The 24,623-nt window shown below is 65.4% G+C and carries 26 protein-coding genes; 11 read left to right on the top strand and 15 right to left on the bottom strand.

Features of this window, described 5'->3' with window-relative positions:
- Position 1: 1 nt before the first annotated feature.
- From pyrF to carA, 4 genes are read right to left on the bottom strand one after another with little or no spacing between them, the layout of a single operon-like run.
- The gene (gene pyrF, locus FB460_RS00380) at positions 2-808 is read right to left on the bottom strand and encodes an orotidine-5'-phosphate decarboxylase (protein WP_142092176.1); all 807 of its coding nucleotides are present in this window, start codon (positions 806-808) and stop codon (positions 2-4) included.
- Positions 801-1,898 (bottom strand): quinone-dependent dihydroorotate dehydrogenase, encoded by a 1,098-nt coding sequence (locus FB460_RS00375; protein WP_342775188.1) that lies wholly within the window; start codon positions 1,896-1,898, stop codon positions 801-803. Before FB460_RS00375 ends, pyrF begins: the two co-directional genes overlap by 8 nt.
- Positions 1,895-5,317: a carbamoyl-phosphate synthase large subunit gene (gene carB, locus FB460_RS00370; protein ID WP_142092175.1), complete on the bottom strand. Its 3,423-nt coding sequence runs from the start codon at positions 5,315-5,317 to the stop codon at positions 1,895-1,897. Before carB ends, FB460_RS00375 begins: the two co-directional genes overlap by 4 nt.
- Positions 5,317-6,459 carry a glutamine-hydrolyzing carbamoyl-phosphate synthase small subunit gene (gene carA, locus FB460_RS00365; RefSeq protein WP_142092174.1) on the bottom strand — a complete coding sequence of 381 codons (1,143 nt, stop codon included), beginning with the start codon at positions 6,457-6,459 and terminating at the stop codon, positions 5,317-5,319. The genes carB and carA overlap by 1 nt, the downstream gene beginning before the upstream one ends.
- 249 nt (positions 6,460-6,708) lie before the next feature.
- Here carA and FB460_RS00360 point away from each other — a divergent pair, with 249 nt between their 5' ends.
- Together FB460_RS00360 and FB460_RS00355 are read left to right on the top strand one after the other, a co-directional pair.
- Positions 6,709-7,530, top strand: a complete 822-nt coding sequence (locus FB460_RS00360; RefSeq protein WP_142092173.1) for a sulfite exporter TauE/SafE family protein — start codon at positions 6,709-6,711, stop codon at positions 7,528-7,530.
- A gap of 85 nt (positions 7,531-7,615) precedes the next feature.
- Entirely contained in the window at positions 7,616-8,608 is a 993-nt protein-coding gene (locus FB460_RS00355) for a bile acid:sodium symporter family protein (RefSeq protein ID WP_142092172.1), read from the top strand.
- 97 nt (positions 8,609-8,705) lie between these two features.
- Here FB460_RS00355 and FB460_RS13235 read toward each other — a convergent pair whose 3' ends face one another.
- From FB460_RS13235 to FB460_RS13225, 3 genes are all read right to left on the bottom strand, one after another.
- A complete protein-coding gene (locus tag FB460_RS13235) occupies positions 8,706-9,059 on the bottom strand; it encodes a hypothetical protein (RefSeq protein WP_246044182.1) in 354 nt (117 codons plus the stop codon).
- 118 nt (positions 9,060-9,177) lie between these two features.
- On the bottom strand, positions 9,178-9,612 hold the full coding sequence (locus FB460_RS13380; RefSeq protein WP_281281827.1) for a recombinase family protein: 435 nt from the start codon (positions 9,610-9,612) through the stop codon (positions 9,178-9,180).
- Positions 9,501-9,779: a recombinase family protein gene (locus FB460_RS13225; RefSeq protein WP_281281814.1), complete on the bottom strand. Its 279-nt coding sequence runs from the start codon at positions 9,777-9,779 to the stop codon at positions 9,501-9,503. Before FB460_RS13225 ends, FB460_RS13380 begins: the two co-directional genes overlap by 112 nt.
- A gap of 194 nt (positions 9,780-9,973) precedes the next feature.
- On the opposite strand from FB460_RS13225, the gene cmtR reads away from it, so the two are divergent.
- Both cmtR and FB460_RS00335 read left to right on the top strand, forming a co-directional pair.
- Positions 9,974-10,333 carry a Cd(II)/Pb(II)-sensing metalloregulatory transcriptional regulator CmtR gene (cmtR, locus tag FB460_RS00340; protein WP_006590980.1) on the top strand — a complete coding sequence of 120 codons (360 nt, stop codon included), beginning with the start codon at positions 9,974-9,976 and terminating at the stop codon, positions 10,331-10,333.
- Complete coding sequence (locus tag FB460_RS00335; protein ID WP_142092170.1) at positions 10,330-10,932, top strand: cadmium resistance transporter; 603 nt, start codon at positions 10,330-10,332, stop codon at positions 10,930-10,932. Before cmtR ends, FB460_RS00335 begins: the two co-directional genes overlap by 4 nt.
- A gap of 175 nt (positions 10,933-11,107) precedes the next feature.
- On the opposite strand, the gene FB460_RS00330 is transcribed toward FB460_RS00335, so the two are convergent.
- Both FB460_RS00330 and FB460_RS13475 read right to left on the bottom strand, forming a co-directional pair.
- The gene (locus tag FB460_RS00330; protein ID WP_142092169.1) at positions 11,108-11,701 is read right to left on the bottom strand and encodes an SMI1/KNR4 family protein; all 594 of its coding nucleotides are present in this window, start codon (positions 11,699-11,701) and stop codon (positions 11,108-11,110) included.
- Positions 11,698-12,000 (bottom strand): NucA/NucB deoxyribonuclease domain-containing protein, encoded by a 303-nt coding sequence (locus tag FB460_RS13475; RefSeq protein ID WP_142092168.1) that lies wholly within the window; start codon positions 11,998-12,000, stop codon positions 11,698-11,700. The genes FB460_RS00330 and FB460_RS13475 overlap by 4 nt, the downstream gene beginning before the upstream one ends.
- 335 nt (positions 12,001-12,335) lie before the next feature.
- On the opposite strand from FB460_RS13475, the gene FB460_RS00320 reads away from it, so the two are divergent.
- Positions 12,336-13,148, top strand: a complete 813-nt coding sequence (locus tag FB460_RS00320) for an NUDIX hydrolase (protein ID WP_170209880.1) — start codon at positions 12,336-12,338, stop codon at positions 13,146-13,148.
- 2 nt (positions 13,149-13,150) lie between these two features.
- Positions 13,151-13,594: a DUF6918 family protein gene (locus FB460_RS00315; RefSeq protein ID WP_142092166.1), complete on the top strand. Its 444-nt coding sequence runs from the start codon at positions 13,151-13,153 to the stop codon at positions 13,592-13,594.
- Positions 13,595-13,644: 50 nt separating this feature from the next.
- Here the strand turns inward: FB460_RS00315 and FB460_RS00310 are convergent, their stop codons facing one another.
- Complete coding sequence (locus FB460_RS00310; protein ID WP_246044181.1) at positions 13,645-14,571, bottom strand: tetratricopeptide repeat protein; 927 nt, start codon at positions 14,569-14,571, stop codon at positions 13,645-13,647.
- Positions 14,572-14,668: 97 nt separating this feature from the next.
- Here FB460_RS00310 and pgm point away from each other — a divergent pair, with 97 nt between their 5' ends.
- Positions 14,669-16,297: a phosphoglucomutase (alpha-D-glucose-1,6-bisphosphate-dependent) gene (gene pgm, locus FB460_RS00305; protein WP_142092165.1), complete on the top strand. Its 1,629-nt coding sequence runs from the start codon at positions 14,669-14,671 to the stop codon at positions 16,295-16,297.
- 191 nt (positions 16,298-16,488) lie between these two features.
- Positions 16,489-17,643 carry an acylneuraminate cytidylyltransferase gene (locus tag FB460_RS00300; RefSeq protein ID WP_142092164.1) on the top strand — a complete coding sequence of 385 codons (1,155 nt, stop codon included), beginning with the start codon at positions 16,489-16,491 and terminating at the stop codon, positions 17,641-17,643.
- On the opposite strand, the gene FB460_RS00295 is transcribed toward FB460_RS00300, so the two are convergent.
- From FB460_RS00295 to FB460_RS00285, 4 genes are all read right to left on the bottom strand, one after another.
- The gene (locus FB460_RS00295; RefSeq protein WP_142092163.1) at positions 17,573-18,739 is read right to left on the bottom strand and encodes a DUF6716 putative glycosyltransferase; all 1,167 of its coding nucleotides are present in this window, start codon (positions 18,737-18,739) and stop codon (positions 17,573-17,575) included. The two genes, FB460_RS00300 and FB460_RS00295, sit on opposite strands and share 71 nt — an antisense overlap.
- Positions 18,740-18,744: 5 nt before the next feature.
- Positions 18,745-19,284: a PH domain-containing protein gene (locus FB460_RS00290; RefSeq protein ID WP_142092162.1), complete on the bottom strand. Its 540-nt coding sequence runs from the start codon at positions 19,282-19,284 to the stop codon at positions 18,745-18,747.
- A 7-nt stretch (positions 19,285-19,291) separates the two neighbouring features.
- Entirely contained in the window at positions 19,292-19,447 is a 156-nt protein-coding gene (locus FB460_RS12970) for a hypothetical protein (RefSeq protein ID WP_170209879.1), read from the bottom strand.
- A gap of 132 nt (positions 19,448-19,579) precedes the next feature.
- Positions 19,580-20,773, bottom strand: a complete 1,194-nt coding sequence (locus FB460_RS00285) for an acetyl-CoA C-acetyltransferase (protein ID WP_142092161.1) — start codon at positions 20,771-20,773, stop codon at positions 19,580-19,582.
- A 116-nt stretch (positions 20,774-20,889) separates the two neighbouring features.
- On the opposite strand from FB460_RS00285, the gene mce reads away from it, so the two are divergent.
- Together mce and FB460_RS00275 are read left to right on the top strand one after the other, a co-directional pair.
- Positions 20,890-21,348, top strand: coding sequence for a methylmalonyl-CoA epimerase (mce, locus tag FB460_RS00280; RefSeq protein WP_142092160.1), 459 nt, complete (start codon positions 20,890-20,892; stop codon positions 21,346-21,348).
- 144 nt (positions 21,349-21,492) lie between these two features.
- Positions 21,493-22,620, top strand: a complete 1,128-nt coding sequence (locus FB460_RS00275) for a DivIVA domain-containing protein (protein WP_142092159.1) — start codon at positions 21,493-21,495, stop codon at positions 22,618-22,620.
- Here FB460_RS00275 and nucS read toward each other — a convergent pair.
- On the bottom strand, positions 22,572-23,267 hold the full coding sequence (gene nucS, locus FB460_RS00270; RefSeq protein WP_142092158.1) for an endonuclease NucS: 696 nt from the start codon (positions 23,265-23,267) through the stop codon (positions 22,572-22,574). The two genes, FB460_RS00275 and nucS, sit on opposite strands and share 49 nt — an antisense overlap.
- Before the next feature lie 89 nt (positions 23,268-23,356).
- Here nucS and FB460_RS00265 point away from each other — a divergent pair, with 89 nt between their 5' ends.
- Positions 23,357-24,565, top strand: a complete 1,209-nt coding sequence (locus tag FB460_RS00265) for a 3-hydroxyacyl-CoA dehydrogenase (RefSeq protein WP_142092157.1) — start codon at positions 23,357-23,359, stop codon at positions 24,563-24,565.
- The last annotated feature ends 58 nt before the right edge of the window (positions 24,566-24,623 follow it).

Below are 24,623 nucleotides of genomic sequence, written 5' to 3'. Positions count from 1 at the left end.
GTCAGCCCCGCAATGCGTCGATCGCCTCGGCCAGTGCAGATACGTCGGGCCCCGACTGCATGACAGCACGCGAAGCAGTGGGGAGCACCTTGGGGTACAGCTCACCGAACAGTTCGCGGACGCCCTCGAGCGTCGCCCCCTGCGCACCGATACCAGGAGCGAGGATGGACCCGTTGAATTCCGCGAGATCCACATCCAGCTCCGGCAACGTGGCACCGACGACCAACCCGAAGGGGCCGAATATGTCGGGACGGTTGGCCTCCAGCACTTCCTGCACCATGCGTTCGGCCACCGAGTACTTCCCGGCCCACGCCGTCTGCACCTGACCGCCCTCGGGGTTCGAGGTACGGCACAGCACATAAAGGCCGCGGCCATTGTCACGGGCACGCTCCATGGCCGGCTTGAGCGACCCGATGCCCAGGAAAGGATTCACGGTGATCGCGTCGACCGAGAGCGGTGCCCCTTCCTCGAGGTAGGCACGAGCGTAGTCGTCCATGGATATGCCGATGTCACCGCGCTTCACATCGAGGAGCACGAGCACGCCCGACTCACGAAGCTCGGCGATGGCACGCTCCAGAACGGCGATACCAGCCGCCCCGAAGACCTCGAACGCCGCCGAGTTCGGCTTGACGACAGCCACCGCTCCCACGGTGGCGTCGAGCATCGCCCGGACGCACTTCTCGAGTCCCTCGACGGTGGCCGGCAGGCCCCACGCCTCCAGCACGCTCAGGTGGGGATCGATTCCCACGCAGAGCTGTCCGCGCTCGGCGGTCAGACTCTGCAAACGCTCTGGGAACGATTCAGTCATGTCGGATGCTCCTATTGATGTCGTTGACCAGACCGGGTCCGGCATAGATGTAGCCCGTGTAGATCTGGACGAGACACGCCCCGGCGTCCAGCATCGCCCGCGCATCGTCAGCACACATGATGCCACCTGCTCCGATGACCGGAAGCTCGGCCTGCTGCGCACAGCGACGGACCACTTCGAGGGAACGTTCGCGCAGCGGAGCGCCGGAGAGGCCGCCCGCTTCTGCGGCGACGGTCTGGTCCGCCACAGCCAAGCCTTCACGGGAGATCGTGGTGTTCGTGGCGATGACACCGGCCACTCCCCTGTCGATGCAGACCTCCAGCACATCGTCGATCCCCCGGTCATCGAGATCGGGTGCCATCTTCACGAACAACGGAACCGGGTCAGCGGAGAGTTCAGCGGCACGATGGGTCAGGGCGTCGACCAGGGCGTCGAGCGCGCCGCGATCCTGAAGACCACGCAGACCCGGTGTGTTCGGGCTGGAGACGTTGATCGCCACGTAGTCGGCATGGGGCGCCAGCCGATCCAATGAATACAGGTAGTCGTCCACGGCGTCCTCGACCGGCGTCAGCTTGGTCTTGCCGAGCGAGATACCCACGGGGATCCCCGCCGCACCATTTCCTCGCATGACGCCATCGGCACGGAGCCTGGCGGCCATGGCATCGGCTCCGGGGTTGTTGAAGCCCATCCGGTTGATGATCCCGCGGGATTCGATCAAACGGAACAATCGAGGGCGAGGGTTTCCCGGTTGCGGCCGGGCGGTGACGGTGCCGAGCTCCACGTGGGAGAACCCGAGAGCCTCCCAGGCGAGGGTGCCCACCGCGAACTTGTCGAGCCCTGCCGCCAGCCCGACCGGTCCGTTGAAGGTCATGCCCGCCACCTGCACACGACGCGTGGAGCGTTCGTGCATCAGACGAGCCAGCGCCAGGGCGGCACGGTTGTGCGCCAGGCGCCGCACCGCGGCCATGGTGCGTTCGTGCGCCACCTCGGGATCGCCACCTCCGGCCCGGAACAGGGCCGGCCGCAGGAGATGGCGGTAAGCCGCTTCCGCCAGGGATGGTGCGTTCTCCGGCAGTTCGGCGCGGATCACTTGATCCCCTCAGTCGCGGCCGACGAAGCATCTTGGCGCATGTACGGCTGCCAGTCCTGCAGGGAACGGACACCGAGAGGTTCGCCCTCGCTCTGACGACGCAGGGCCTCGATCCCCTGCACCGCAGCCGACAACCCGGGCGTCGTGGTGATGCACGGGATTCCATGGGCGATCGCGGTTCCGCGGATCTCGTAACCGTCGGTGCGGGGTGAGCCGCCACGGCTCGCACCGTGGGGCGTGTTGTAGACCAGATCCACCTGATCGTCCATCAGCAGCTGCACGATCGTCGGCTCGCCGTTCGGGCCGGGCCCCTCGGTGTGCTTGCGGACCGTCGTGGTCGGCACGCCGTTGCGGCGCAGGACCGCGGCGGTGCCGCGCGTCGCGAGGATCTCGAAGCCGAGGTCGGCGAGTCGCTTGATCGGGAAGATCGCATGGCGCTTGTCGCGGTTGGCTGCCGAGACGAAGACCTTGCCGCTTTGCGGCAGTGGCCCATTGGCAGCGGCCTCTCCCTTGGTGAACGCGGCGCCGAAGGTGGTGGCCAAGCCCATGACCTCACCGGTCGATTTCATCTCGGGGCCGAGCAACGGGTCGACCGAATCGCCATCCACGGTGCGGAAGCGCTGGAACGGCAGAACCGCTTCCTTCACTGCCACCGGAGCGTCCTCCGCCACGTGGGAACCATCACCCTCGCGCTTGAGCATGCCCTCGGCGCGGAGTTCTGCGATCGTCGCGCCCAGCATGATCCGTGCCGCGGCCTTCGCCAACGGTGTCGCGGTGGCCTTGGACACGAACGGCACGGTGCGCGACGCGCGCGGATTGGCTTCGAGCACGTAGAGGGTGTCCGAAGCCAGTGCGAACTGGATGTTGAGCAGGCCGCGGACCCCGACCCCATCGGCGATGGCGTGGGTGGACCGGCGGATCTCCTCGATGGTCTCGGTTCCCATGGTGATCGGCGGCATCGCACACGCGGAGTCACCCGAGTGCACCCCGGCCTCCTCGATGTGTTCCATGATCCCGCCCATGTAGAGCTCGGTGCCGTCGTAGAGGGCGTCGACGTCGATCTCCACCGCGTCGTCGAGGAAGCGGTCCACGAGCACGGGGTGCTCGTGGGTCACTTCGGTGGCGCGTTCGATGTAGTCGGCAAGGGCGGCATCGTCATAGACGATCTCCATGCCTCGGCCACCGAGCACGTACGAAGGACGCACGAGAACCGGGTAACCGATCTCGGCGGCGATGGTGCGTGCCTGCTCGAAGCTGCGGGCCATGCCGTGCTTGGGCGCGGGCAGTCCGGCGTCATCCAGGACGGCACCGAACGCTCCGCGCTCCTCGGCGAGGTCGATCGCCTCCGGTGTGGTGCCCACGATCGGCACGCCGGCGTCCTTGAGCTGACGCGCCAGGCCCAGCGGCGTCTGGCCACCGAGCTGCACCACCACACCGGCCACCGGGCCGGCGGCTCGCTCGGCCTCGTACACCTCGAGGACGTCCTCCAGCGTGAGCGGCTCGAAGTAGAGGCGGTCGGAGGTGTCGTAGTCGGTCGAGACCGTCTCGGGGTTGCAGTTGATCATGACCGTCTCGTAGCCGGCCTCCGACAGTGCGAGGGAGGCGTGCACACACGAGTAGTCGAACTCGATGCCCTGCCCGATGCGGTTGGGACCGCTGCCGAGAATGATGACAGCCTCACGTTCACGGGGGCGCACCTCGGTCTCCTCGTCGTAGGACGAGTAGTGATAGGGCGTCAGTGCGGCGAATTCGGCGGCACAGGTGTCGACTGTCTTGAAGACCGGCCGGACACCGAGCGCAGCACGGACTCCGCGGATGACATCGGGGGTCGTGCCGCGCAGGTGCGCGATCTGGACATCGCTGATGCCGTGACGCTTGGCCTGGCGCAGGACGTCCGCGGTCAATGGGGAAGCATCACGAACTGCTTCGCCGGCCTTCTGCATGAGGACGATCTGTTCGAGGAACCAGGGGTCGATGCCGGTGGCCTCGTGCACGTCGGCGACGCTGGCTCCCCAGCGCAGAGCACGTTCGACCTTGACCAGACGGCCATCGTGCGGACGCACGATCTCGGCCATGAGCAGCTCGAGTTCACCGTCCTCCGGCGCAGAGCCGTCATCGGCGAGCCAGAACTCGTGGCCCTTGCGTTCACTGGACCGCAGGGCCTTGCCGAGGGCTTCGGTGAAATTACGGCCGATGGACATGGCCTCACCCACCGACTTCATGTGTGTGGTGAGCTGATCGTCGGCCCCGGGGAACTTCTCGAAGGCGAACCGTGGAACCTTCACCACCACGTAGTCGAGCGTCGGCTCGAAGCTCGCTGGGGTATGTCGTCGGCCCGAGGTGCTCGCGGGACGTGACGTGATGTCATCGATCGCGGGACGCGACGTGATGTCATTGTCGATCTCGTCGAGGGTGTAGCCGACGGCGACCTTGGCGGCGATCTTGGCGATCGGATAGCCGGTCGCCTTGGACGCCAGGGCCGAGGAGCGCGACACGCGCGGGTTCATCTCGATGACGATGAGTCGGCCGTCGGCGGGGTTGACGGCGAACTGGATGTTGCAACCGCCGGTGTCGACGCCCACGGCACGGATGACACCGATCGCGACATCGCGCATACGCTGGTATTCGCGGTCGGTGAGCGTCATGGCGGGGGCGACGGTGATCGAGTCACCGGTGTGGACGCCCATGGGGTCGAGGTTCTCGATGGAACACACGATCACAACGTTGTCGTTGCGGTCACGCATGACCTCGAGCTCGTATTCCTTCCATCCGAGGATGGATTCCTCGATCAGGACCTCGGTGACCGGCGAGGCCTCGAGACCGGCGACGGCCATGCGTCGCAGTTCGGCTTCGTCGTGGGCGAATCCGGAGCCGGCACCGCCCATGGTGAAGCTGGGGCGCAGCACCACCGGGTAGTTGAGTTCGTCGGCGGCGGCCAGCACTTCGTCGAGGGTGTGGCAGATGCGTGATCGTGCGACGTCGGCGGTTCCCTCGGGGAGGTCGAGGCCCAGCACGATGTCCTTGAATTCCTCACGGTTCTCGCCGCGCTGGATGGCGTCGATCGATGCGCCGATGAGTTCGACACCGTACTTCTCGAGGATGCCCTCCGCGTCGAGATCCATGGCCGCGTTCAGTGCGGTCTGCCCGCCGAGGGTGGCGAGGATCGCGTCGGGGCGCTCGGCGGCGATGACCTTCTCGATGAACTCGGTGGTGATCGGTTCGATGTAGGTGGCGTCGGCGAGTTCGGGGTCGGTCATGATCGTCGCCGGGTTCGAGTTCACCAGGATCACCCGGTAGCCCTCCTCCCGGAGGACGCGGCAGGCCTGCGTGCCGGAGTAGTCGAACTCACAGGCCTGACCGATGACGATGGGCCCCGATCCGATGACGAGGATCGACGAGATGTCGGTGCGCTTGGGCATCAGGCCTCCTGGGCGTTGTTGCGGGCGTCGGCCATCAGACCGCAGAACCGGTCGAACAGGTGAGCCGAGTCATGGGGGCCGGCTGCGGCTTCGGGGTGGTACTGCACCGAGAAGGCCACGAGGCGGTCGCCCCGGCGGAGTTCGAGTCCTTCGACCACGTCGTCGTTCAGCGAGGTGTGGCTCACGGTCGCTGTTCCCCACGGCGTCTCACGCGGGGCGCCTTCGTCGACCACGGCGAATCCATGGTTCTGGGCGGTGATCTCCACCCGTCCGGTGGTGTGATCGAGCACCGGCTGGTTGATGCCGCGGTGCCCGTACGGGAGCTTGGTGGTGGCGAAGCCCAAGGTGCGGCCGAGAATCTGGTTACCGAAGCAGATGCCGAAGAACGGGATCCCGGCGTCGAGTACCTGCTTGGTCAACGCGACCTGCGCGTCGGCGGTCGCCGGGTCGCCGGGTCCATTGGAGAGGAAGACACCGTCGGCCCCCAGTTCCTTGGCGCGGTCGAGCGATGTGTCGGCCGGAACCACGTGCACACGGCAACCGCGAGCCGCGAGTCGTTGTGAGGTCATGGCTTTGATGCCGAGGTCGAACGCCACCACGGTGAAGCGGTGTTCCCCGACGGGTTCGATCACGTACTCCTCGGTGGTGGAGACCTCGGAGATCAGATTGAGTCCGGCCATCTCCGGCTGTTGACGCACCCGCGTCAGGAGATCATCGGCGGAACTCTCGGTGGAGATACCGACGCGCATCGCACCGCGTTCGCGGATGTGACGCGTCAGCGCACGGGTGTCGAGACCGCTGATGCCGACGATCCCCTGCTGGCGGAGCTGATCCTCGAGCGTGCCGGTGCTGGTGTGGTTCGACGCGATCGGCGAACGTTCACGGATGACAAGCCCGGCCACCTGGATACGAGCGGATTCGTCATCGTCCTGGTTCCATCCGGTGTTGCCCACATGCGGCGCGGTGGCGACCACCACCTGGCGTCGATAGCTCGGGTCGGTCAGCGTCTCCTGATATCCGGTCATACCGGTGGTGAAGACGATCTCTCCGAACGTCTCCCCCTCGGCTCCGAAGGATTCCCCCTCGAATACGCGCCCGTCCTCCAGAACGAGACACGCCCGAACTCCATGTGATCCAGTCACCCAGCACCAGTCCTTCCACCAGCTTCATCGGACTTCGAAAACCATGGCGGCCCAGGTGGGCTCCGGTGAAACGCGTCTGGACCAAGACGACTCTACCGGAGATTCCCCGGCGACCGTGTGTCGTTCATCCCGGCGCGTGCATGGACAGGCTCCGCAACCCCGAATCTGGCAGTAACCTCACCTCGAAAGGCCGAGCCGAAACGGGCTGACGAGGTGACGATCGATGCGGAAGGACGGTCGAAGAAGCAGATGGATCCCATCACCATGGTCCTGCTACTGGTGGCTGCCACCGTCGCCGGGGCCATCAATGCTGCGGTCGGTTCCGGTTCTTTGCTCACGCTCCCGGTTCTGATGGCTGCGGGCCTGCCTCCGGGCGTGGCGGTACGGACCAACACCACCGGCATGGTCTTCTCCACCGTCGGGGCGGTCGCCGGCTATCGCAAGGAGATCCAGGCCGAGCGCCCCAACCTGCGACCGTTGTCGATCGCCACGTTGATCGGCGCGATGAGCGGCTCGCTCCTGCTTCTCAAGGCGTCGCCCGGAACCCTTGACGTCGTGGTGCCGATCCTGATCTGCGTCGCCCTCGTGATGGTCGTGAGCCAGCCTCGACTCACCAAGACGCTCAAGGAGCGTCAGGCGCGACGTGCTGAGGCGGCGGCCCCGGACTCGGCTTCCGGAGGAAATGCGGGCAACAAGAGTCCCTACCGGCGCCCAGCATTGGTCCTCCCGATGGGCCTCGCGTCGATCTATGGAGGGTTTTTCACCGCAGCTCAGGGCATCCTCTACATGGCGATCCTGTCGGTCGGCACCGGACGCAAACTGGGTGATGTCAACGCGGTGAAGAACCAGATGTCCTTGATCGTCAACGCCTCGGCCGCTGCCGTCTATCTGGTGGCCCACTTCGTGTGGGGAGCCGAGATCTTCTGGATCGGCACGGCCCTCGTCGCGATCGGTTCGCTCATCGGCGGATATTTCGGTGCCCACTTGGCCAAACGCCTGCCCGACGCGATCCTCCGCGGAGTCATCGTCGTGGTCGCCATCGCCGCACTCGCTCGGCAGCTCTGGGGTTGAGGGCGACCTGTTTGTTCCGTGGAACGCCTTCCCCTGAGCACTTTCCCATGCCAGCATGTGGCATTCCCGCCGATCAGGAGCAACGATGCCGAACAACACCCTCGACCACCAGGCCGTCGATGAGGAGACGATCGCGCGCTCTCAGCGCAGCGGGCGTATCGCCGTCACTGTCTTCCCTCTCCTGATCCTGGCTGGCGGCGTCATCGCTTTCCTGACCCCGAGCACGTTCGCCTCGTGGAGCGATTACGTGCCCTACGGGCTGATGCTCATCATGTTCGGAATGGGCCTGACGCTGCGCATCCCCGACTTCGCCCTGGTGCTCAAGCGTCCGCTCGTCGTGCTCATGGGCGTGCTGGCTCAGTTCACGATCATGCCGCTCACAGCCCTGCTCATCGCACGCGTGCTCGATCTCCCGGATCAACTCGCCGCCGGCCTCATCCTGTTGGGTTGTGTTCCGGGCGGCACGGCCTCGAATGTCGTGGCGTACCTGGCCAAGGGCGATGTCGCGCTGTCGGTCACGATGACCTCGATCTCCACCCTGCTCTCCCCCATCGTCACCCCCATCCTCACGCTGTGGCTCGCCGGTCAGTACCTTCCGGTGGAAGCCGGTTCGATGGCCATGTCGATCGTGCAGATCGTGGTTGTGCCCATCACTGCCGGGCTGATCCTCCGGGCCCTCATTCCTGCCGTGGTGCAGAAGGTCACACCCCTGCTCCCCTGGGCTTCGACGCTCATGATCACGTTCGTGGCCATCGCAGTGGTCGCCGCGTCCTCGGAGACGCTGGCCACCGCCGGACTGCTGATGTTCTTCGCGGTCATGCTGCACAACGCCGCTGGGCTGATCATCGGGCACGCGGTGGCGTCGGTGTTCCGTTCTTCGGTACCCGCACGACGCACGATCAGCATCGAGGTCGGTATGCAGAATTCCGGGCTGGCCTCCGGGCTCGCGGCCCAGTACTTCACTCCCGAGGCCGCGATCGCCGGCGCCATCGCCGCTGTCTGGGCCAACATCACCGGTGGAGTGATCGCTGCGGTGTGGGGACGGCGCGATCCGGCCCAAATCCCCGTCGCCCGCTGAAACTTCCGAAATCCATGATCTGACGGCTCTCAACGCCCGTCAGATCTGTGACTTCGTCTGCTGAATGGCGGGGTTCTTCGGTCGCTTCGTGGCGGGGTCAGGTGACACCGATGACCAGGGTGCTCTGTGCGGCTTCGATGACGTCGTTGGTGATGGTGTCGAGTTCGTTGATCTTCAGGACCCGCTGGATCTGGGGGAAGAGGCGTTCGAGGAGCCGGAAGTTGCCGCGGGTGATCCGTGCGATGGCTGCGATGGCTTGGGCGTCGGTGAAGTCGTCGAGGATCGTTGTCAGCCATGGCCGTGCGGGCTTGCCGTCGGTGCCCACCACCAGGATGTCGAGCATGGTGTGATCGGATTGCCACATCGCGTTGGGCAGCTCTGCTTGCCGGCGGAGCACCAGCTCGTGCTTGTCGCGGTAGGACGCTGCGCCCTCCAGGGCGAGGGTGACCATGCCGGGATCCAGGGTCCGCAGCCCTACACCGGTCTCGCGAGCTAAGCGCGCGAGGGGCACCTGGTCCTCGACGTGGAGCCTGAGGATTCGCCACCGCGCTCGAGCGTCCACGACGCACCTACTGCAAGGCGTTCTCGCGCCCGCGCTCGGCGCGCTGAAGGGCGCGGTAGACCGTGGAGCGGCCCACGCTGAACAGCTCGGCCAGCTCGCCCACGGTGTGCTCGTCGGCGGCATGTAGCTGGACGAGATGAGCTTCTTGCCGGGGGGTGAGTTTCGGTGACTTCCCGCGCAGCCGGCCCTTGGCCTTGGCGACCTTCATCCCCTCGCGGGTGCGGGCACGGATGAGGTCGGCTTCCAACTCGGCGACCATCGCCAGCACGTTGAACAGCAGTTTCCCCATCGGGTCGGTCGGGTCGTACACCGATCCGGCGATGCTCAGCTTCACTTCCCGCGCCGCGAGGTCGTCGGCGATCTGGTGGGCATCACGGACTGAACGCGCCAGCCGATCGAGCTTGGTGACCACGAACGTATCGCCGTCCCGACAGGCAGCCAGCGCCTGCCGCAGGCCCTCACGGTCGGCGTTGCGGCCCGTGCCGTGAGCCCGTGATCGACGTAGATGCGCTTGGGATCGACGCCGAACGCCGCGAGTCCGTCACGCTGCGCGGTCAGGTCCTGCTCGTCGGTGGAGACTCGGGCATAGCCGACCTTCAAGGGGGACATGCTCTCCATGTGTGTCATATAGCCTCCCTTCACCGGACAGTTCACCGGACGGGTCTTACGGGACAGCCCGCCAGGCGTGCCGTCGTTCCTCTCGATAAGTAGCGGTGGTGTCCGGTGAGGGCTCCCCTTACGGGCATGCGATCTGGGCTGACGCCTGTGACCGAGTATTCAGTTCGTGCTGTACAGTTCAGTCCATGCTGACTATTGCTTCGCGTCTCGACGTGATGAACCGCCTGGGTCGTGCACTGGCCGACCCCACTCGATCCCGGATCATCTTGACCCTGCTCGACCATCCCGCTTACCCGGCGGAACTGGCCCGAGATCTGGACCTGACACGCCCGAACGTGTCCAACCACCTGGCATGCCTGCGCGATTGCGGGATCGTCGTCTCCGAGCCCGAGGGTCGTCGGACACGATATGAGATCGCCGATTCGCACCTGGCGCAGGCGCTGACGGCACTGGTCGATGCCACCCTGGCAGTGGACGAAGACGCCCCGTGCATCGATCCCGCCTGCTCGCTTCCCGGATGCGACGCAGCTGGGGAGGGCGCATGATCCTCACCTCGGTCTTGCAGGCGATGGGCCTGTTCGCAGCGACCAACATCGACGACATCATCGTGCTCTCCCTCTTCTTCGCGCGAGGGGCAGGCCAGCGCGGCACTACCGCCCGCATTCTGGCCGGCCAGTACCTCGGATTCGCCGGCATCCTCGGTGCCGCGGTCCTGGTGACCATCGGTGCCGGAGCATTCCTGCCCTCGGCAGCCATCCCGTACTTCGGTCTCATCCCTCTGGGCCTCGGCCTCTGGGCCGCATGGCAGGCCTGGCGCGGAGACGATGACGACGATGACGACGAGGCCAAGGTTGCCGGCAAGAAGGTCGGCGTGTGGACAGTCGCAGGCGTCACCCTTGCCAACGGCGGCGACAACATCGGCGTCTACACCCCTGTCTTCCTCAGCGTGGAACCTCTCGCAGTAGTCGCCTACTGCATCGTCTTCCTCGCGCTCGTCGCGGTCCTGGTGGCCCTGGCAAAGTTCGTCGCCACCCGCCCCCCGATCGCCGAAGTGCTCGAACGCTGGGAGCACATCCTCTTCCCCATCGTTCTCATCGGCCTCGGCATCGTGATCCTCGTCAGCGGCCGAGCCTTCGGACTCTGACGTAGCGGCAGCGATCCAAACGGCCCCGACCGGGCGCACCCCTCTCGGTTCAGACCGCGACACCTACCTGCAGCCAGTCCTGCGTGATCGCGGCAACAAGACCGCCACGGAGCGCTGCAAAAACCCCGCCACCAAGCGAACGAAGCCACACGTCAGATCAACAACCGACGATCCACTACTCGTGCCAGAACGGCACACCAGGGTTCAGGGCCGGGCCGATCTCATCGAGATACTGGGCATCATCGACATCCAGCCCACCATCTGCGGCGACATGGATCGCACCGCTGGCCATACCGGCTTTGAGCGTCGCGATCCACCGCTCCAGCGATACGTGAATAACGGCTTCCTCGTGTGTCTCGGTCCAGTATTCGAGGACCGGCGCGACCGTATTCGGCTCATCGAAACACACGGCATTGAGATACGACCCCGCATTGTCAAACGCAATGGGCCACCACGACGCGTCCCAACGCCCCGGCGCTGCCATGAGCTCGTCGTACATCTGTGCGGACGTGGCCAATGAAGCGAAGAAATATGGCGGCGTGAACCACAGCGAAGACCCCCGAAGCTCGGGCGTGGTTTCGGTGCCATCGTGCCATGAATAGAGCTCGACCAACTCCTCCGGAGCCTGCATCCCGCGATGTGCCAATGTCGCTCGGACGGATTCGGAGGATGCTCCCGGACGCAATCGCGACACGAGGTGCGGCATTGGCAACTGCGTGAGGTGGTCGGCGTATTCGGCAAGCCTCTGAGTCAAGACACCTGTGGTCATGGAATCCTCTCTACCTCGAAGGCATCTCCCGGATCGACACCGTTCCTCCGATAGAACTGCGACAGCACTCCACCTTGGTAGTTCTGTTCCGCAGACGGAACAAGACCGGTGGTCGCTCCCGAACCTCCTTCACGAGTGCTGGCGAATGGACACTCTTCCACCGACTTCCCGTTCGGCCGCGGGGATGGCTGATCTCTCAACGCAGCTCGTCGGTTTGCTCTCGCCTGACGTGATGTGGCCCTTGTCAAGCGCGATGGAGCACCCGATCGCTTTGCCTGTTGGTGAGACCCTGCATACATTCACGCATTGATTTTTCCAGATCCACCCGCACTGAAGCGACACGATCCCCCAACTCACCCATGCCACCGTCGGGTTCCGTGAATGCATCCACCATCTTTTCCGTATGCGAAAGCAGATCTCCCAGATCCAGATTCGACAAGCGCATAGCTCTGGGATGAATACGAACTTCGGAGATTCGACCGTTTGCCATGGAAAAACGAACGTCTCCATCATGCCCTCGCCTAGGACACCTCCATCGGCATCACGGCCGACCACCGAACGCCGGATCCGGGCCGAACCGCACTCTCAATGCCCCACTGCTTTCCCCTTCCATCGACCATGGGAGGCTCGAGACGTGACAGATTTTCAGGTGAAAGTGCACGTGAACGGCCATATCGGTAGGCTCGAGTGGAGCGCCGCCGTCAATCAGGAGACGCTCGATCGAGCCGTCAGCATGGCCGCTGACGATGTGCTGATCGGTCGCGGCGTCCACCGGGTCGAGGTCGGGCTGCCCGCTCCCGACGTGAAGGCACGCCGCGCCGTCATCCGGGCAGGCTTCCGTCAGGAGGGAGTGCGGCGTGACGCCATGGCCACCGATGACGGGTACGTCGATGTGGTGCTCTACTCGCGTCTGGTCGGCGACATCGTCACTGGCCAGGGCGGGTTCTCCGGCGTCATGAACTCGGTGCTGGCCACGAAACGTGTCATCGCCCACTGCATCTTCCGCGATCGACGTGGCCGCATCCTGCTGTGCAATACGCACTACAAGCCCGACTACGAACTCCCCGGCGGCGTGGTGGAGAAGCACGAATCACCTCGTATCGGGGTCATTCGCGAAGTTGCCGAGGAGATCGGGTTGGAGATCACCGCCCCGGCGCTGCGGATCGTCGATTGGCTGCCACCGGCCCTGGGATGGGACGACGCACTGCAGTTCCTCTACGACGGCGGCACTATCGATGATGCCCAGATCGCCGGCCTTCGGCGCCAAGAGTCTGAGATCGCCTCCCTGCACTGGGTATCGGTCGATGATCTCGGCGACGTCATGAGCGAACGCTCCACCGCCCGTATCAAGCAGGCCCTCGACCTCGATGATGGCCAGACCCTGATGCTGGAGGACGGCATGCCGGTAGCGTCCGACATCGACCCTTCCGATCCCGAGGAGCATTGAACATGTCCGACACCGCCCTGCGCGATGAACTGCTCGACCCGTCGACACGCCCCTGGGTCGTCACCGACCTCGACCATGCCGTCGCCACACAGGTCAAGGCGACCACCGGAATCTCCGGGGCTGCCGTGCGCACCGGTTACGGGCTCGCCCAGCGTGTCCGCCCCACGTTCGTGGCCGACGCGATCAACCATCTGCTTCCCGAGTTCGCGGCCGCCCTCCAACCCTGGTGGGAGGACTACCCCGGTACCGGAGGTTTCGGTGCTTTCCTGGCTGCCGACGGACCAGCCGTCGCCGAGGCCCTGCTCCAGGTGACAGACCGTTCCGCGGAGGCGTCCCGACGCGAAGCCCTGCGCCGGGCCTATCACGGCCTGCGCGGACGCGCCGCCAAACTCGTCACGAACGCACTACCGGCGGTCGGCGACGTGATCGAACGTCACGCCTCCTGACCGCCGGTCGCGCCCCGCTCGGGGCCCGTTCTGCCCAGAATCCGTTCTGATCAGAAAAGGGCGCTGGTGAGATCCCGACGCGCCTTGATCACTGCCGGGTCCGACGCGCCCCGCGTCTCGAAGAGCTCCAGCAAGCGCACACGCACCCGATCGCGTTCATCTCCGGAGGTGGTCCGGATCACGGCGATGAGTCGATCGAAGGCCGCGGCGGCGTCACCGCTCATCAGTTCGCGATCGGCGGCGGCGAGCTCGGCGTCGATCCCCTCGCTCGGCTGCTCTTCAGCGGTGGTCCGAGCCAGCAGCGATGCCTGCGCGCGGCCTGCGGATGCTTCGGCGTCACCGGGCGTCTGCGCGAGCACCTCGTCGAACGCGGCCACCGCAGCCTCGTAATCCCCCCGTGCGAGTGCGGCGTCTGCTTCAGCGAAACGAGGGTCAGCCGCTGGTTCCTCGTTTTCTCCGCTCGCGACCTGCGAGGCGATCGGCTGGGCCTGACCGACGATCCCATTGGCCACCGCGGCCTGCAGCACCTGATCGACCACCTGCTTGACCGCGTCGGCGGGCTGAACGCCTTGGAACAGTGGCATGAGCTGTCCACCGATCACGGCCACCACCGTGGGGATCGCCTGGACCCCGAGCTGCTGGGCGACATCAGCGTGCTGATCGCAATCGACGCGCACCAACAGCCACTTTCCACCGCTGGCGTTGGCCAGGCTCTTGAGTTCTTGGCTCATCTGCGCGCCGCCCTCGGCGCGGTCGGAGTGGAACTCGATGATCACCACATGCTGCATCGAAGACTGCAGATATCCCTGCAGCTCCTGCACGTCAGCGAGATCGGCCACATAACCACCGGCTGCTCCACCACCGGGAGCGCCGCTGGGGGCACTTCTCTGCGCTTCGGCCTGCTGCTTCAAAGCGGAGAGGTCCACGGCTCCGGGGCGGTTGAAATCGGCACGACTGGTGTTATCGGGTGTCGTCATGGGCCTCATTCTGGCATCCGTGCCAACACGTCGCAGCCCCGCTCGAGCGGGGCACCTCACCGGATCGTCAGCCAAGCCGCATCGCTAGGCTGGCCCCATGAGTCATCCTCGTGCCGGCAAGCCCGCCACCGACGCCGATCTGATCGACATCGACGCCCTGATCGCCGCGTACCACGATCTCGTGCCGGATCCCGCCGACCCCGACCAACGCGTCTCGTTCGGAACCTCCGGCCATCGCGGAAGCAGCCTGGACACCAAGTTCAACGAACTCCACATCGCGGCAACGACGCAGGCGATCGTCGAATATCGCGCCAGTCAGGACGTGCGTGGCCCGCTGTTCCTCGGCAAGGACACCCATGGCCTGTCGCTGCCCGCCTGGCGTACCGCCATCGAAGTCCTGCACGCCAATGGTGTCGACGTGCGGTGCGAGCGCGAGGACGAATACACCCCGACACCGGCCGTGTCGCGCGCGATCATCGTGCACAACACCAGCAAGGCCCAGCCACTGGCCGACGGCATCGTGGTCACACCGTCGCACAACCCGCCCCGCGACGGCGGCTTCAAGTACAACCCGCCGCATGGCGGCCCCGCCGGCAGCGATGCCACTTCTTGGATCGCCGACCGCGCCAACGAACTGCTCGCCGATCCTTCACAGATCAAGCGGACCGCGTTCGCCAAGGCCTTCGGCGAAGTCACCATCCATGACTACCTCGGCAACTACGTCCGTGAGCTCGGCCTCGTGGTGGACATGGACGCCATCCGTGGCGCCAAGGTCCGCATCGGCGCCGATCCCATGGGCGGCGCGGCAGTGCAGTACTGGGGCCGCATCGGTGAGGAATGGGGCCTGGATCTCGAGGTCGTCAACCCCGCGGTCGACCCCACGTGGCGCTTCATGACGCTGGACACCGACGGCAAGATCCGCATGGACTGCTCCTCCCCCGACGCCATGGCCAGCCTCATCACCAACCGTGACAAGTACGACATCGCCACCGGCAATGACGCCGACTCCGACCGTCACGGAATCGTCACCCCCGATGCGGGTCTGATAAATCCCAATGCCTACCTGGCCGTGGCCATCGAGTATCTCTTCGGTCACCGCGAGGGCTGGAGCGCCGATGCGGGTGTCGGCAAGACGCTGGTGAGTTCCAGCCTCATCGACAAAGTGGCTGCCGAGCTTGGGCGCCGCCTCGTGGAGGTGCCGGTCGGCTTCAAGTGGTTCGTGCCCGGCCTCGAATCCGGTGACATCGGTTTCGGCGGTGAGGAATCGGCCGGGGCGTCATTCCTCACCCGCGACGGCTCGACGTGGACCACCGACAAGGACGGGATCATTCTGGGTCTGCTGGCCTCGGAGATCCTTGCGGTCACCGGCAAATCCCCCTCGCAGCACTACGCCGAGATCGAGGCCCGTCACGGGGCTTCCGCCTATGCCCGAATCGACGCGCCTGCCGACCGGGAACAGAAGGAACGACTCAAGGGTCTCTCGAAATCCGATGTGACCGTCGATGAGCTGGCCGGCGAGCCCATCACCGCGATCCTGACCAACGCTCCTGGCAATGACGCACCCATCGGCGGCCTCAAGGTCACCACCGAGACCTCCTGGTTCGCCGCTCGCCCATCGGGCACCGAGGACAAGTACAAGATCTACGCCGAGACGCTCCGCGGCCCCGATCATCTGGCTGCGGTGCAGGCGGATGCCCAAAAGCTGGTTGACGGCGTTCTGGGCTGACCGCTCCACCGACAAGGAGTGCCACCTGGCCTGCATGGCCTGACCCAATGCAGCGTTTGATCCATGATCGTTTCACAGAGCGTCTCGGTACCCGGTCAAACACTGCATTGGGCATCCTCCTTCATTGCGTCTGCGGGACACGCCCGCAGACGCAATGAAGGAAAACGTGCGGGCAGCCTAGGATGCGGCGCATGACCACCGTCGCGATCATCCCGGCCCGGGGAGGTTCCCAGGGGGTTCCGGGCAAGAACCTCAAACCCGTCGGCGGTGTCCCGTTGATCGGTCGCGCCGTGCGTGCCTGCCGCGCAGCACGGCTCATCGACCACGTCTACGTGACCACCGATGCCGCCGACATCGCCGAGGTGGCACGTGCGGAGGGCGCCGAAATCATCCATCGCCCAGCAGACCTCGCCAGCAGCACCGCGTCCAGCGAATCGGCGCTTCTGCACGCGCTCGATGAAATCGCCGATCACGGTGTCGACCCACGCACCCTGGTGTTCGTGCAGTGCACGAGCCCCTTCCTCGAACCGAAGGACCTCGACGCCGGTGTCGAGCTCGTGACCGGCGGCGAGGCCGACTCGGTGTTCTCCGGAGTGGAGACCTTCGAGTTCCTGTGGCGCGATGCAGAAGATTCCTGTCCGCCGGGAACCGGACCCATGGTGGGGCAGAACCACGACGCCAGCCACCGCCCCCGACGCCAGGATCGGCGCCCGGACTACCGTGAGACCGGCGCCTTCTACGTGATGGACGTCAAGGGTTTCCTCCGTGCGCAGCACCGTTTCTTCGGTACGACACGTGTCGTGCCGGTCTCGGAGTTGGCATCACTCGAGATCGACACCGCCGAGGAGCTTGCTCTCGCCGATGCCTTCGCCGGCATCCTCGACAGCCCGCCCGCAGATCTCCCGCTCGATGTGGATGTCGTGTTCAGCGTCGTCGATGGCATCCTCACTAGCGGCGCCTGCGCCTGGCAGGGTGACGGCGCTGCGGTCACGATCGACCGCGCCGACGTGATCGGGCTCAACCAGATCGACATTCCCTGGGTTGTTCTTCCTCAGAAACTCGGCACGCCTGCGCCGGAAAGACTCGGGCTCACCACGCTGCCGGGGTCGACAGCGCAGGACATCACCGACTGGCTGGACGAGCACGGCATCTCCCCCGAGCGCGCCGCCTTGGTCTCGGCCGATGTCGAAACCCTTGACGCCATGACAGCCGTGGGCTGGCCCATCGCCGTCCCCGATGCCCCAGCATCGGTGCGGTCGGCGGCCCGTCTGGTGCTCACCTTCCCCGCGGGCCGCGGAGCGGTCCGGGAGCTATGCGACCGCATCGCGGAGGCACGCACACCCTGACCCACCGGCGCGCCCGTGTCTTCACATCCCCGAATGGTTCCACGTGCACCGGCATCCTCGGTTCTGACACCAGGTGTGCGAGTTCGTCGAGCCACTCGTCATCGCTTCGGTTGTGGAAGTAATTGTCCTCGAGCCAGTCCGGATGGGGATGGGCGAAACGTCCAGCGCGCACATCATCGAGCGTTCCGAGCAGTCCGGAACCGGTGAACACGGTGGTGATCATCGCATCATCGACGCCGAAGTCACTGAGCACGATGCTGGGGATTCCCATGGCGAGTGCTTCGAGCACCGCCGTCGACGAAACCGTGACAAACCCTCTGGCTCGTTGCAGGGCATCAGCCATCGACCCGGCGCGGAACATGATGCGCGGATCGGGATCGAGTTCGGCATACGGCAGGTCCTCGTTGTGGGCCTGCCGTTCCCCCACCACTGCCCGCACCTTGACCACGGGACGCATTCCGTCAGGCACGTCGGCAAGCGCCGCCAGAATGGCACGACGCTGCTCCTCCTGCGCCGGCACCAGGGATTGAGCTGCGAACAGCACGTCCTGTCGATCTCTGGCCGCGCCCCTCGCTGCAGCTGTGCCCGGCTCCGCGGAGTCCGGCAGGAACGGCAGACGCGCGAGCGCGAACCGCGTGGGAAGCCCCAGCGACGCTGCCAGAACGCGATGTTCGCGGAGCTCGCGTCGTGAATGGACGATCACCAGATCCACGTGACGGCGGAACCGTAGGGCGAGCTCGTTGGCCGGAACCGTGATGCCGGGGAAACCGGTCACCAGCACCGGCCGTCCGGGGTTCGCGGGGCCCAACAGCCCGGCCGCGTGCAGGGTGTCGATCACGACCTCGAGCGCCGGACCGGTACAGGACACGAGCACGGCATCGGGACGCAGGGCACGCACCCGCGCGACCAGGCCCATGATCCCCACGCGGTCCACCGTTCCTCCGGTTGCTGCGATCATCTGGTCCACAGAGGGACTCAGGACATTGCTGAGCACCACCTCGTGCACCAGATGTCCCTCATCGCTCGCCGCGTGTCGGAGCAGGGCATGGCTCCACTTCAGGTACGAATCGGAGTCGGACACCGCGAGGATGCGCACGCTGGTCACCAACTGCCGTCGACGAACGATTTGCGGGCACCCGAACGCTGGATCACGCGCTGGATCGTGCGGTCACGCTCCTCGGGGCGTCCGACGAACCGGATGTCGCGCAGACCCTGATCCTGAGCCGCGGATTCGAAGACGAAGTGCCCGTAGCCGAGCAGCCGCCCCATGAAGGGGCGCTCGACGGCGATGTCGAGGATGCGCTGCAACGGCATGGTGGCCACGTGTTGGGTGAAGACACCATGGACGCGGAACACTCGCATGTTGGTGATGACGAAGCGGTCCATGTATTCACTGTGGATGCGCCAGACGCCCCACAGGACCAAGAGGATCCCGATGATGAAGAGCACCAGATACCCAGCACCGGCTACCCCGGCGACGAAGGGCATCGCCATGAACACGAAGGCCGCCAACACGATCCCCAACACCGGCACGACGATACGCACAGGATGACGCCGGACCTCGTCGACGACGATCTCGCCCTGGTCGGAGATCAGCAGCCGATCGACGTCCGGATGCAGGAACTCGTCGTAGAAGGCCATCGTGCCATCAACTGGCGAGTGCGGTGAAGAAGCGGAAGATCGCTCCGAACGCCCCGAAGAATCCCTTGACAGCGTTTGCGGCGTCCTCGGGCCGCGTCACCAGATAGAAGAGCGCGAATCCGATGATCAGCGCCCACACGATCTTCTTGACCCATGTACCCACGTCGTCCTCCTCGATGCCGCGCGAGGGGGAAGAACCACGACATCGTCAGCATGTATACAGCACGACACCCCGGTGCCCGACTCAACTCGCCGGGCATCGGGGTGTCTGCTCGAACAGACCTGAACCCACCATTCAGGGAACGCGGACGATCAGGGCATCTCCCTGACCACCGCCACCACACAGGGCAGCGACGCCGGCGCCACCACCGCGGCGTCCAAGCTCGTGCATCAGCGTCAGCACCACGCGGGTTCCCGAAGCGCCGATCGGGTGACCCAGCGCGATGGCTCCACCGTTGACGTTCAACTTCGCCTCGATGGCATCTTCATCGAGTCCAAGATCTCGGGCACTGGACAGGCCGACGGCGGCGAAGGCCTCATTGATCTCGATGAGGTCCATCTGGTCGAGACCCATCTCGGCGCGCTCCAAGGCTTTCCGGATGGCGTTGGCGGGCTGCAGCTGCAGCGACGAATCCGGTCCGGCCACCTGACCGTCGGCGACGATCTCGGCCATCACGGTGCAGCCAAGCCGCTCGGCGGCCTCACGGCTCATGACAACGACCGCAGCGGCGCCATCGGAGATCTGCGACGCCGAGCCGGCGGTGATGGTGCCCTCCTTGCTGAACGCGGGACGCAGTTTGCCCAGCGATTCGGCAGTGGTGTCAGCGCGCACACCCTCATCGGTGGTGACGACGGTCTCCTGACCGCGACGCCCCGGCACGCGGACCTCGACGATCTCCTCGGCGAGACGCTCCGCGCCTGCGGCTGCCTTCTGGTGCGAGCGCACGGCCATGGCGTCCTGATCTGCACGGGACACCTCGAGGTCACCGGAGTTGCGCTGCTCGGTCAGCAGGCCCATGGGCGCATCGATGAAGGCGTCCCACAGGCCGTCGGTCTCCATGTGGTCGAGCGTGGTGAACGAGCCGTACTTGTGACCGGTGCGTCCATTGGTCAGCAGGTGCGGGGCCCGGCTCATGCTCTCCATACCACCGGCCACCACGACATCGGCCTCGCCGAGGCGAATCAGTTGATCGGCCATGATGATCGACTGGATGCCCGAGAGGCAGAGTTTGTTGATCGTGATGGCCTGGATCTCCATGGGGATGCCCGCTGCCGCGGCGGCCTGACGTGCCGGACCCTGACCGCAACCGGCGGGAAGCACTTGGCCCATGATCACCCGATCCACATCGCCGCCGGTGATACCGGCACGCTCCAGCGCACCGGAGATCGCGGTGGCGCCCAAGTCGGTCGCCTTGACCGTGGACAATGATCCGAGCATGCGTCCGATCGGAGTGCGTGCGCCTCCGACGATCACAGAACCTGAGTTCATGGTTTCCTCACCTTCGAGTTATCGACCGCTAACTTTCTCGGTCAGCATACGGGACTGGCGGCTTCGATGGGAGCCCCACCACCTGTTCCACTGGTATCTGGTGGGATCATGGGCTCATGAGTGACATCAGCGACATCGTCTCCGACAACCCCGATCTCTTCGTCTGCATCGACCATGTGGGACTCGCCGTTCCCGATCTCGACGAGGCCATCGAATTCCACACGAAAGTGATGGGATGGCGTCTGCTGCACCGTGAAACCAACGAGGAGCAGGGCGTCGAGGAGGCCATGATCGGCACCGGCGAACAGCTCGAGCAAAACGCCCAGATCCAGCTGCTCGCTCCGTTGAAGGAGGACTCCGCCATCGGCAAGTTCCTGGCCCGCAACGGTCAGGGCATGCAGCAGCTCGCATACCGCGTGAAGGATCTCGACCATGTGAGCGAGGTCCTGCGCGGCCACGGCCTGCGCCTGCTGTACCCCGAGGCCAAGATCGGCACCGGCGGTTCGCGCATCAATTTCGTCCATCCCAAGGATGCCCGGGGCGTCCTGCTGGAGCTCGTCGAGCCCGCCGCCTGAAACCAACGCCGCACGTCGCGCCGGGCCATCTTCCAAGATCCCTCCGGGGGCACTCCACCGTCGATGGCTCGACGCGACGAGTATGGTGAGGAGCACCGCTGATCCGAGGCGATCAGCCATGGTTTCGATCATTGTGGAGGGCTAGTGAGCGATAGGTCCGGGCTCAATCTGTTCGATCAGACGGCCAGCGCGGCCGGCAGTTTCCCCGTGACCCGCAGGGGCTACGACCGCGAGGCCGTGGATGAATACGTTCTGGGCCTCGAGCGTGACAACGCCCGTCTTCGTGAACAGGGAAATGCCCTGCGTCGTGAAGTGGAGAACGCGCGAACCGAGGCCGCCGCACCCAAGGACGTCGATTTCGCCGACCTCGGCGGGCACACCACCGAGATCCTTCGCATCGCACAGGCCCAGGCCAAGGAGATCACCGACCGTGCCGCGGCCGAGGCCGAGCGCATCAAGGCCGAGGGCAACCGCATGGCCCGCAAGTCCCTGGACCTGGCCGAGCGCGAGGCCGAAGACATCAAGATCGCCGCCGCCAGTGGTCTGCGTGAACAGCGCGCCACGATCGAGCAGCAGGCCCAGCAGGTTCTCGATGCTTCCCGATCCGAGGCCGAACAGCTCATCACCACCGCGCATCAAAGTGCCGCCGCGATCAACGCCGAGGCCGAACGCAAGGCGTCGGGCATGCTCGAGGCCGCCCGGTTGGAGGCCGCCTCGATACGACAGTCCGCCGAGAAGGACGCCGCCGATCTGCGCGCAACCTCCGCGACCGAACGGGACCAACTGCTCGCACGGCTGCGCAGCGAGCAGTCCGAGGCCGACGAACATGCCCGTCGTGTTCTGGGCGAAGCCAGCGCCAATCAGGAACAGGCGCGTGCGCAGGTCACCGAAAGCCTCGAACAGGCCCAGAAGATCCGCAATGATGCCCTGGCCACCGCCGAGCAGGTCAAACTGCACGCAGCCCGCGAGGCCGAACTCGCCATGACCGCGGCCCAGAAGCGCGCCAGTGAGATGCTCCACTCGGCCGAGAACCGGGCTGCGGTCAAGACCGAGGCACTGCGTCGCGAGAACGAACTACTGCTGCAGCGCAAGAAGGCCATCATGGCCCAGCTGCGCAGCCTTTCGAGCATGGCGACGCAGACCGCAACCGATTTCCCCGATATCGATCTCGACGCACTCGAGCACGATGATCCCGAGGCCGCCGCTGACCCCGCGGCCGCTGATCAGAACAGCCGATCCTCGGAATCATCCATGCCGCGCAACTCGTCGTAATCGACGAGTCGGCAGTCGATGCCGCGGTCGCCGGCGAGCACCCGCGCCTGCGGTTTTATCAACTGTGCGGCGAAGATGCCACGTACCTCACCCAGCAGAGGGTCACGGTTCAGCAGCTCGAGATAACGCGTCAACTGTTCGACGCCGTCGATCTCACCACGGCGTTTCACCTCGATCGCCACATGGGCTCCGTCGGGGGTGCGGCACATCAGATCAACCGGACCAATCGCCGTCGGGTACTCGCGACGAACGAGCGTCCACCCCTCACCGAACGTCTCGGGGTGTTCGGCGAGCAACTCCTGTAGGTGTGCCTCAACGCCGTCCTTGACCAGGCCGGGATCGACGCCCAGTTCGTGTTCGGAATCCAGCTCCACATCCGACAGGCAGATCCGCAGGCTGTCGCCGTCCTTGCCGGTGACCTCCCACACGCTTTCCCAATCCTGATCCAGCGCGTCCTCGGCAACGGGCTCACGTTCGGTGAGGCTGCATGGTGGGCTCATCCAGTTCAGCGGCTTGTACGCTCGGTCATCGGCATGGACCGAGACCGAGCCGTCGGCCTTGACCAGGATGAGACGGCGGGCCGGGGGCAGATGAGCGGTCAGACGTCCGGCGTAGTCGACCTGACAGCGGGCAATCACTAGGCGCACCCCGCGAGTTTAGGCACGCATCCGCACCACCACCAAGCCTCATCGTGGGCACTCTGCACGACGTGCTGCTCCCCCGTACACTCGGCGCCGTGACAGCTACACAGAAAACCCACCAGAACATCAGCAATGTCGCCGTGATCGGACTGGGCACCATGGGCGCAGGCATCGTCGAGGTCTTCGCCCGCGCAGGACTCGACGTGATCGGCATCGAATACAACGACCAGGCGCTGGAGCGTGGCCGCGGCATCATCACCAAGTCCACCGACCGGGCACTCGCCAAGAACAAGATCACCGAAGCCGAGCGTGACGCACTGCTTGGTCACATCACTTGGTCCACCGACCGCTCCGACGTCTCGGGGGCCGATCTCGTGGTCGAGGCCGTGAACGAGAATCTGGATCTCAAACGCGAGATCTTCCGCGATATCGACGCCATGACGTCCGAGCACGCCATTCTCGCGACCAACACATCATCGCTCTCGGTCACGCAGATCGCCGCGGCGACGCAGAACCCCGAGCGCGTCATCGGTCTCCATTTCTTCAACCCCGCGCCGGTGCAGAAACTCGTGGAGATTATCCGGACCGTGCACACCGACGCCAGCAGGACCGAGGCGGTGGCACATCTGCTGGCCTCATGCGGCAAGACGCCGATCGTCTGCGGTGACCGTGCCGGTTTCGTGGTGAACGCGTTGCTGATCCCATATCTCGCGTCAGCCATCCGCCACTACGACGAGGGGTTCGCCACCCGCGAACAGCTCGATGAGGCCATGGTCGAAGTCGGTAATCCCATGGGTCCGTTGACCCTCTCGGACCTCATCGGTAATGACGTCATCCTCGCGGTGTGCGAATACATGTACGACGAGACCAAGAACCCGCTGCACGCCCCAGCGCCGCTACTGCGTCAGATGTGTGCCGCTGGCTTGATGGGACGCAAGTCCGGGCGTGGTTTCTACGACTACGTCGAGGGCGCCGATCACGGGCCACTCATCGCCGAGCCCCCGGTCACCCGACACGATGAACTGGCTGGTCGGCTGACTGCCGAGTACCTCAACGAGGTACTGCGCATGGTGCAAACCAATTACGCACGCCCGGATGACATCGACACCGGCATGTCGCTCGGCTGCCGCATGCCCAAACCGTTCGACCTGCTGGCCGAGATCGGTCCGGTCGAGGTGCTGCGACGGCAGGAGAAGCTGTACGCCGAGACCGCGCAGCCGGCTCACCGTCCGGTGTTGCTCCTTGAGCAGCTTGCCCAGGCCGATGACCCACAGGCGGCCCTGACGGAGCTCCGCGCACGCTGACATGCCCAACCGCCGTCGCCGCAGCAAGCACGCACGCCCTCACCGGCCGCTCGGGAGC

The organism is Propioniferax innocua, from assembly GCF_006716235.1.
Classification (GTDB): Bacteria; Actinomycetota; Actinomycetes; order Propionibacteriales; family Propionibacteriaceae; genus Propioniferax; species Propioniferax innocua.
This window is presented reverse-complemented; position numbering and strand designations above follow the sequence as displayed.

What these genes read in the sequence shown, in the direction of transcription:
- FB460_RS00355 (WP_142092172.1), top strand. Translation starts at nt 7,616, where the DNA reads ATGCCGAACAACACCCTCGACCACCAGGCCGTCGATGAGGAGACGATC.
- FB460_RS00330 (WP_142092169.1), bottom strand. Translation starts at nt 11,701, where the DNA reads ATGACCACAGGTGTCTTGACTCAGAGGCTTGCCGAATACGCCGACCAC.
- carB (WP_142092175.1), bottom strand. Translation starts at nt 5,317, where the DNA reads ATGCCCAAGCGCACCGACATCTCGTCGATCCTCGTCATCGGATCGGGG.
- FB460_RS00310 (WP_246044181.1), bottom strand. Translation starts at nt 14,571, where the DNA reads ATGACGACACCCGATAACACCAGTCGTGCCGATTTCAACCGCCCCGGA.
- FB460_RS13225 (WP_281281814.1), bottom strand. Translation starts at nt 9,779, where the DNA reads ATGTCCCCCTTGAAGGTCGGCTATGCCCGAGTCTCCACCGACGAGCAG.
- FB460_RS00360 (WP_142092173.1), top strand. Translation starts at nt 6,709, where the DNA reads ATGGATCCCATCACCATGGTCCTGCTACTGGTGGCTGCCACCGTCGCC.
- pgm (WP_142092165.1), top strand. Translation starts at nt 14,669, where the DNA reads ATGAGTCATCCTCGTGCCGGCAAGCCCGCCACCGACGCCGATCTGATC.
- FB460_RS00285 (WP_142092161.1), bottom strand. Translation starts at nt 20,773, where the DNA reads ATGAACTCAGGTTCTGTGATCGTCGGAGGCGCACGCACTCCGATCGGA.
- cmtR (WP_006590980.1), top strand. Translation starts at nt 9,974, where the DNA reads ATGCTGACTATTGCTTCGCGTCTCGACGTGATGAACCGCCTGGGTCGT.
- FB460_RS13475 (WP_142092168.1), bottom strand. Translation starts at nt 12,000, where the DNA reads ATGTATGCAGGGTCTCACCAACAGGCAAAGCGATCGGGTGCTCCATCG.
- FB460_RS00315 (WP_142092166.1), top strand. Translation starts at nt 13,151, where the DNA reads ATGTCCGACACCGCCCTGCGCGATGAACTGCTCGACCCGTCGACACGC.
- mce (WP_142092160.1), top strand. Translation starts at nt 20,890, where the DNA reads ATGAGTGACATCAGCGACATCGTCTCCGACAACCCCGATCTCTTCGTC.
- FB460_RS00335 (WP_142092170.1), top strand. Translation starts at nt 10,330, where the DNA reads ATGATCCTCACCTCGGTCTTGCAGGCGATGGGCCTGTTCGCAGCGACC.
- FB460_RS00290 (WP_142092162.1), bottom strand. Translation starts at nt 19,284, where the DNA reads ATGGCCTTCTACGACGAGTTCCTGCATCCGGACGTCGATCGGCTGCTG.
- FB460_RS00300 (WP_142092164.1), top strand. Translation starts at nt 16,489, where the DNA reads ATGACCACCGTCGCGATCATCCCGGCCCGGGGAGGTTCCCAGGGGGTT.
- pyrF (WP_142092176.1), bottom strand. Translation starts at nt 808, where the DNA reads ATGACTGAATCGTTCCCAGAGCGTTTGCAGAGTCTGACCGCCGAGCGC.
- FB460_RS13235 (WP_246044182.1), bottom strand. Translation starts at nt 9,059, where the DNA reads ATGGTCACCCTCGCCCTGGAGGGCGCAGCGTCCTACCGCGACAAGCAC.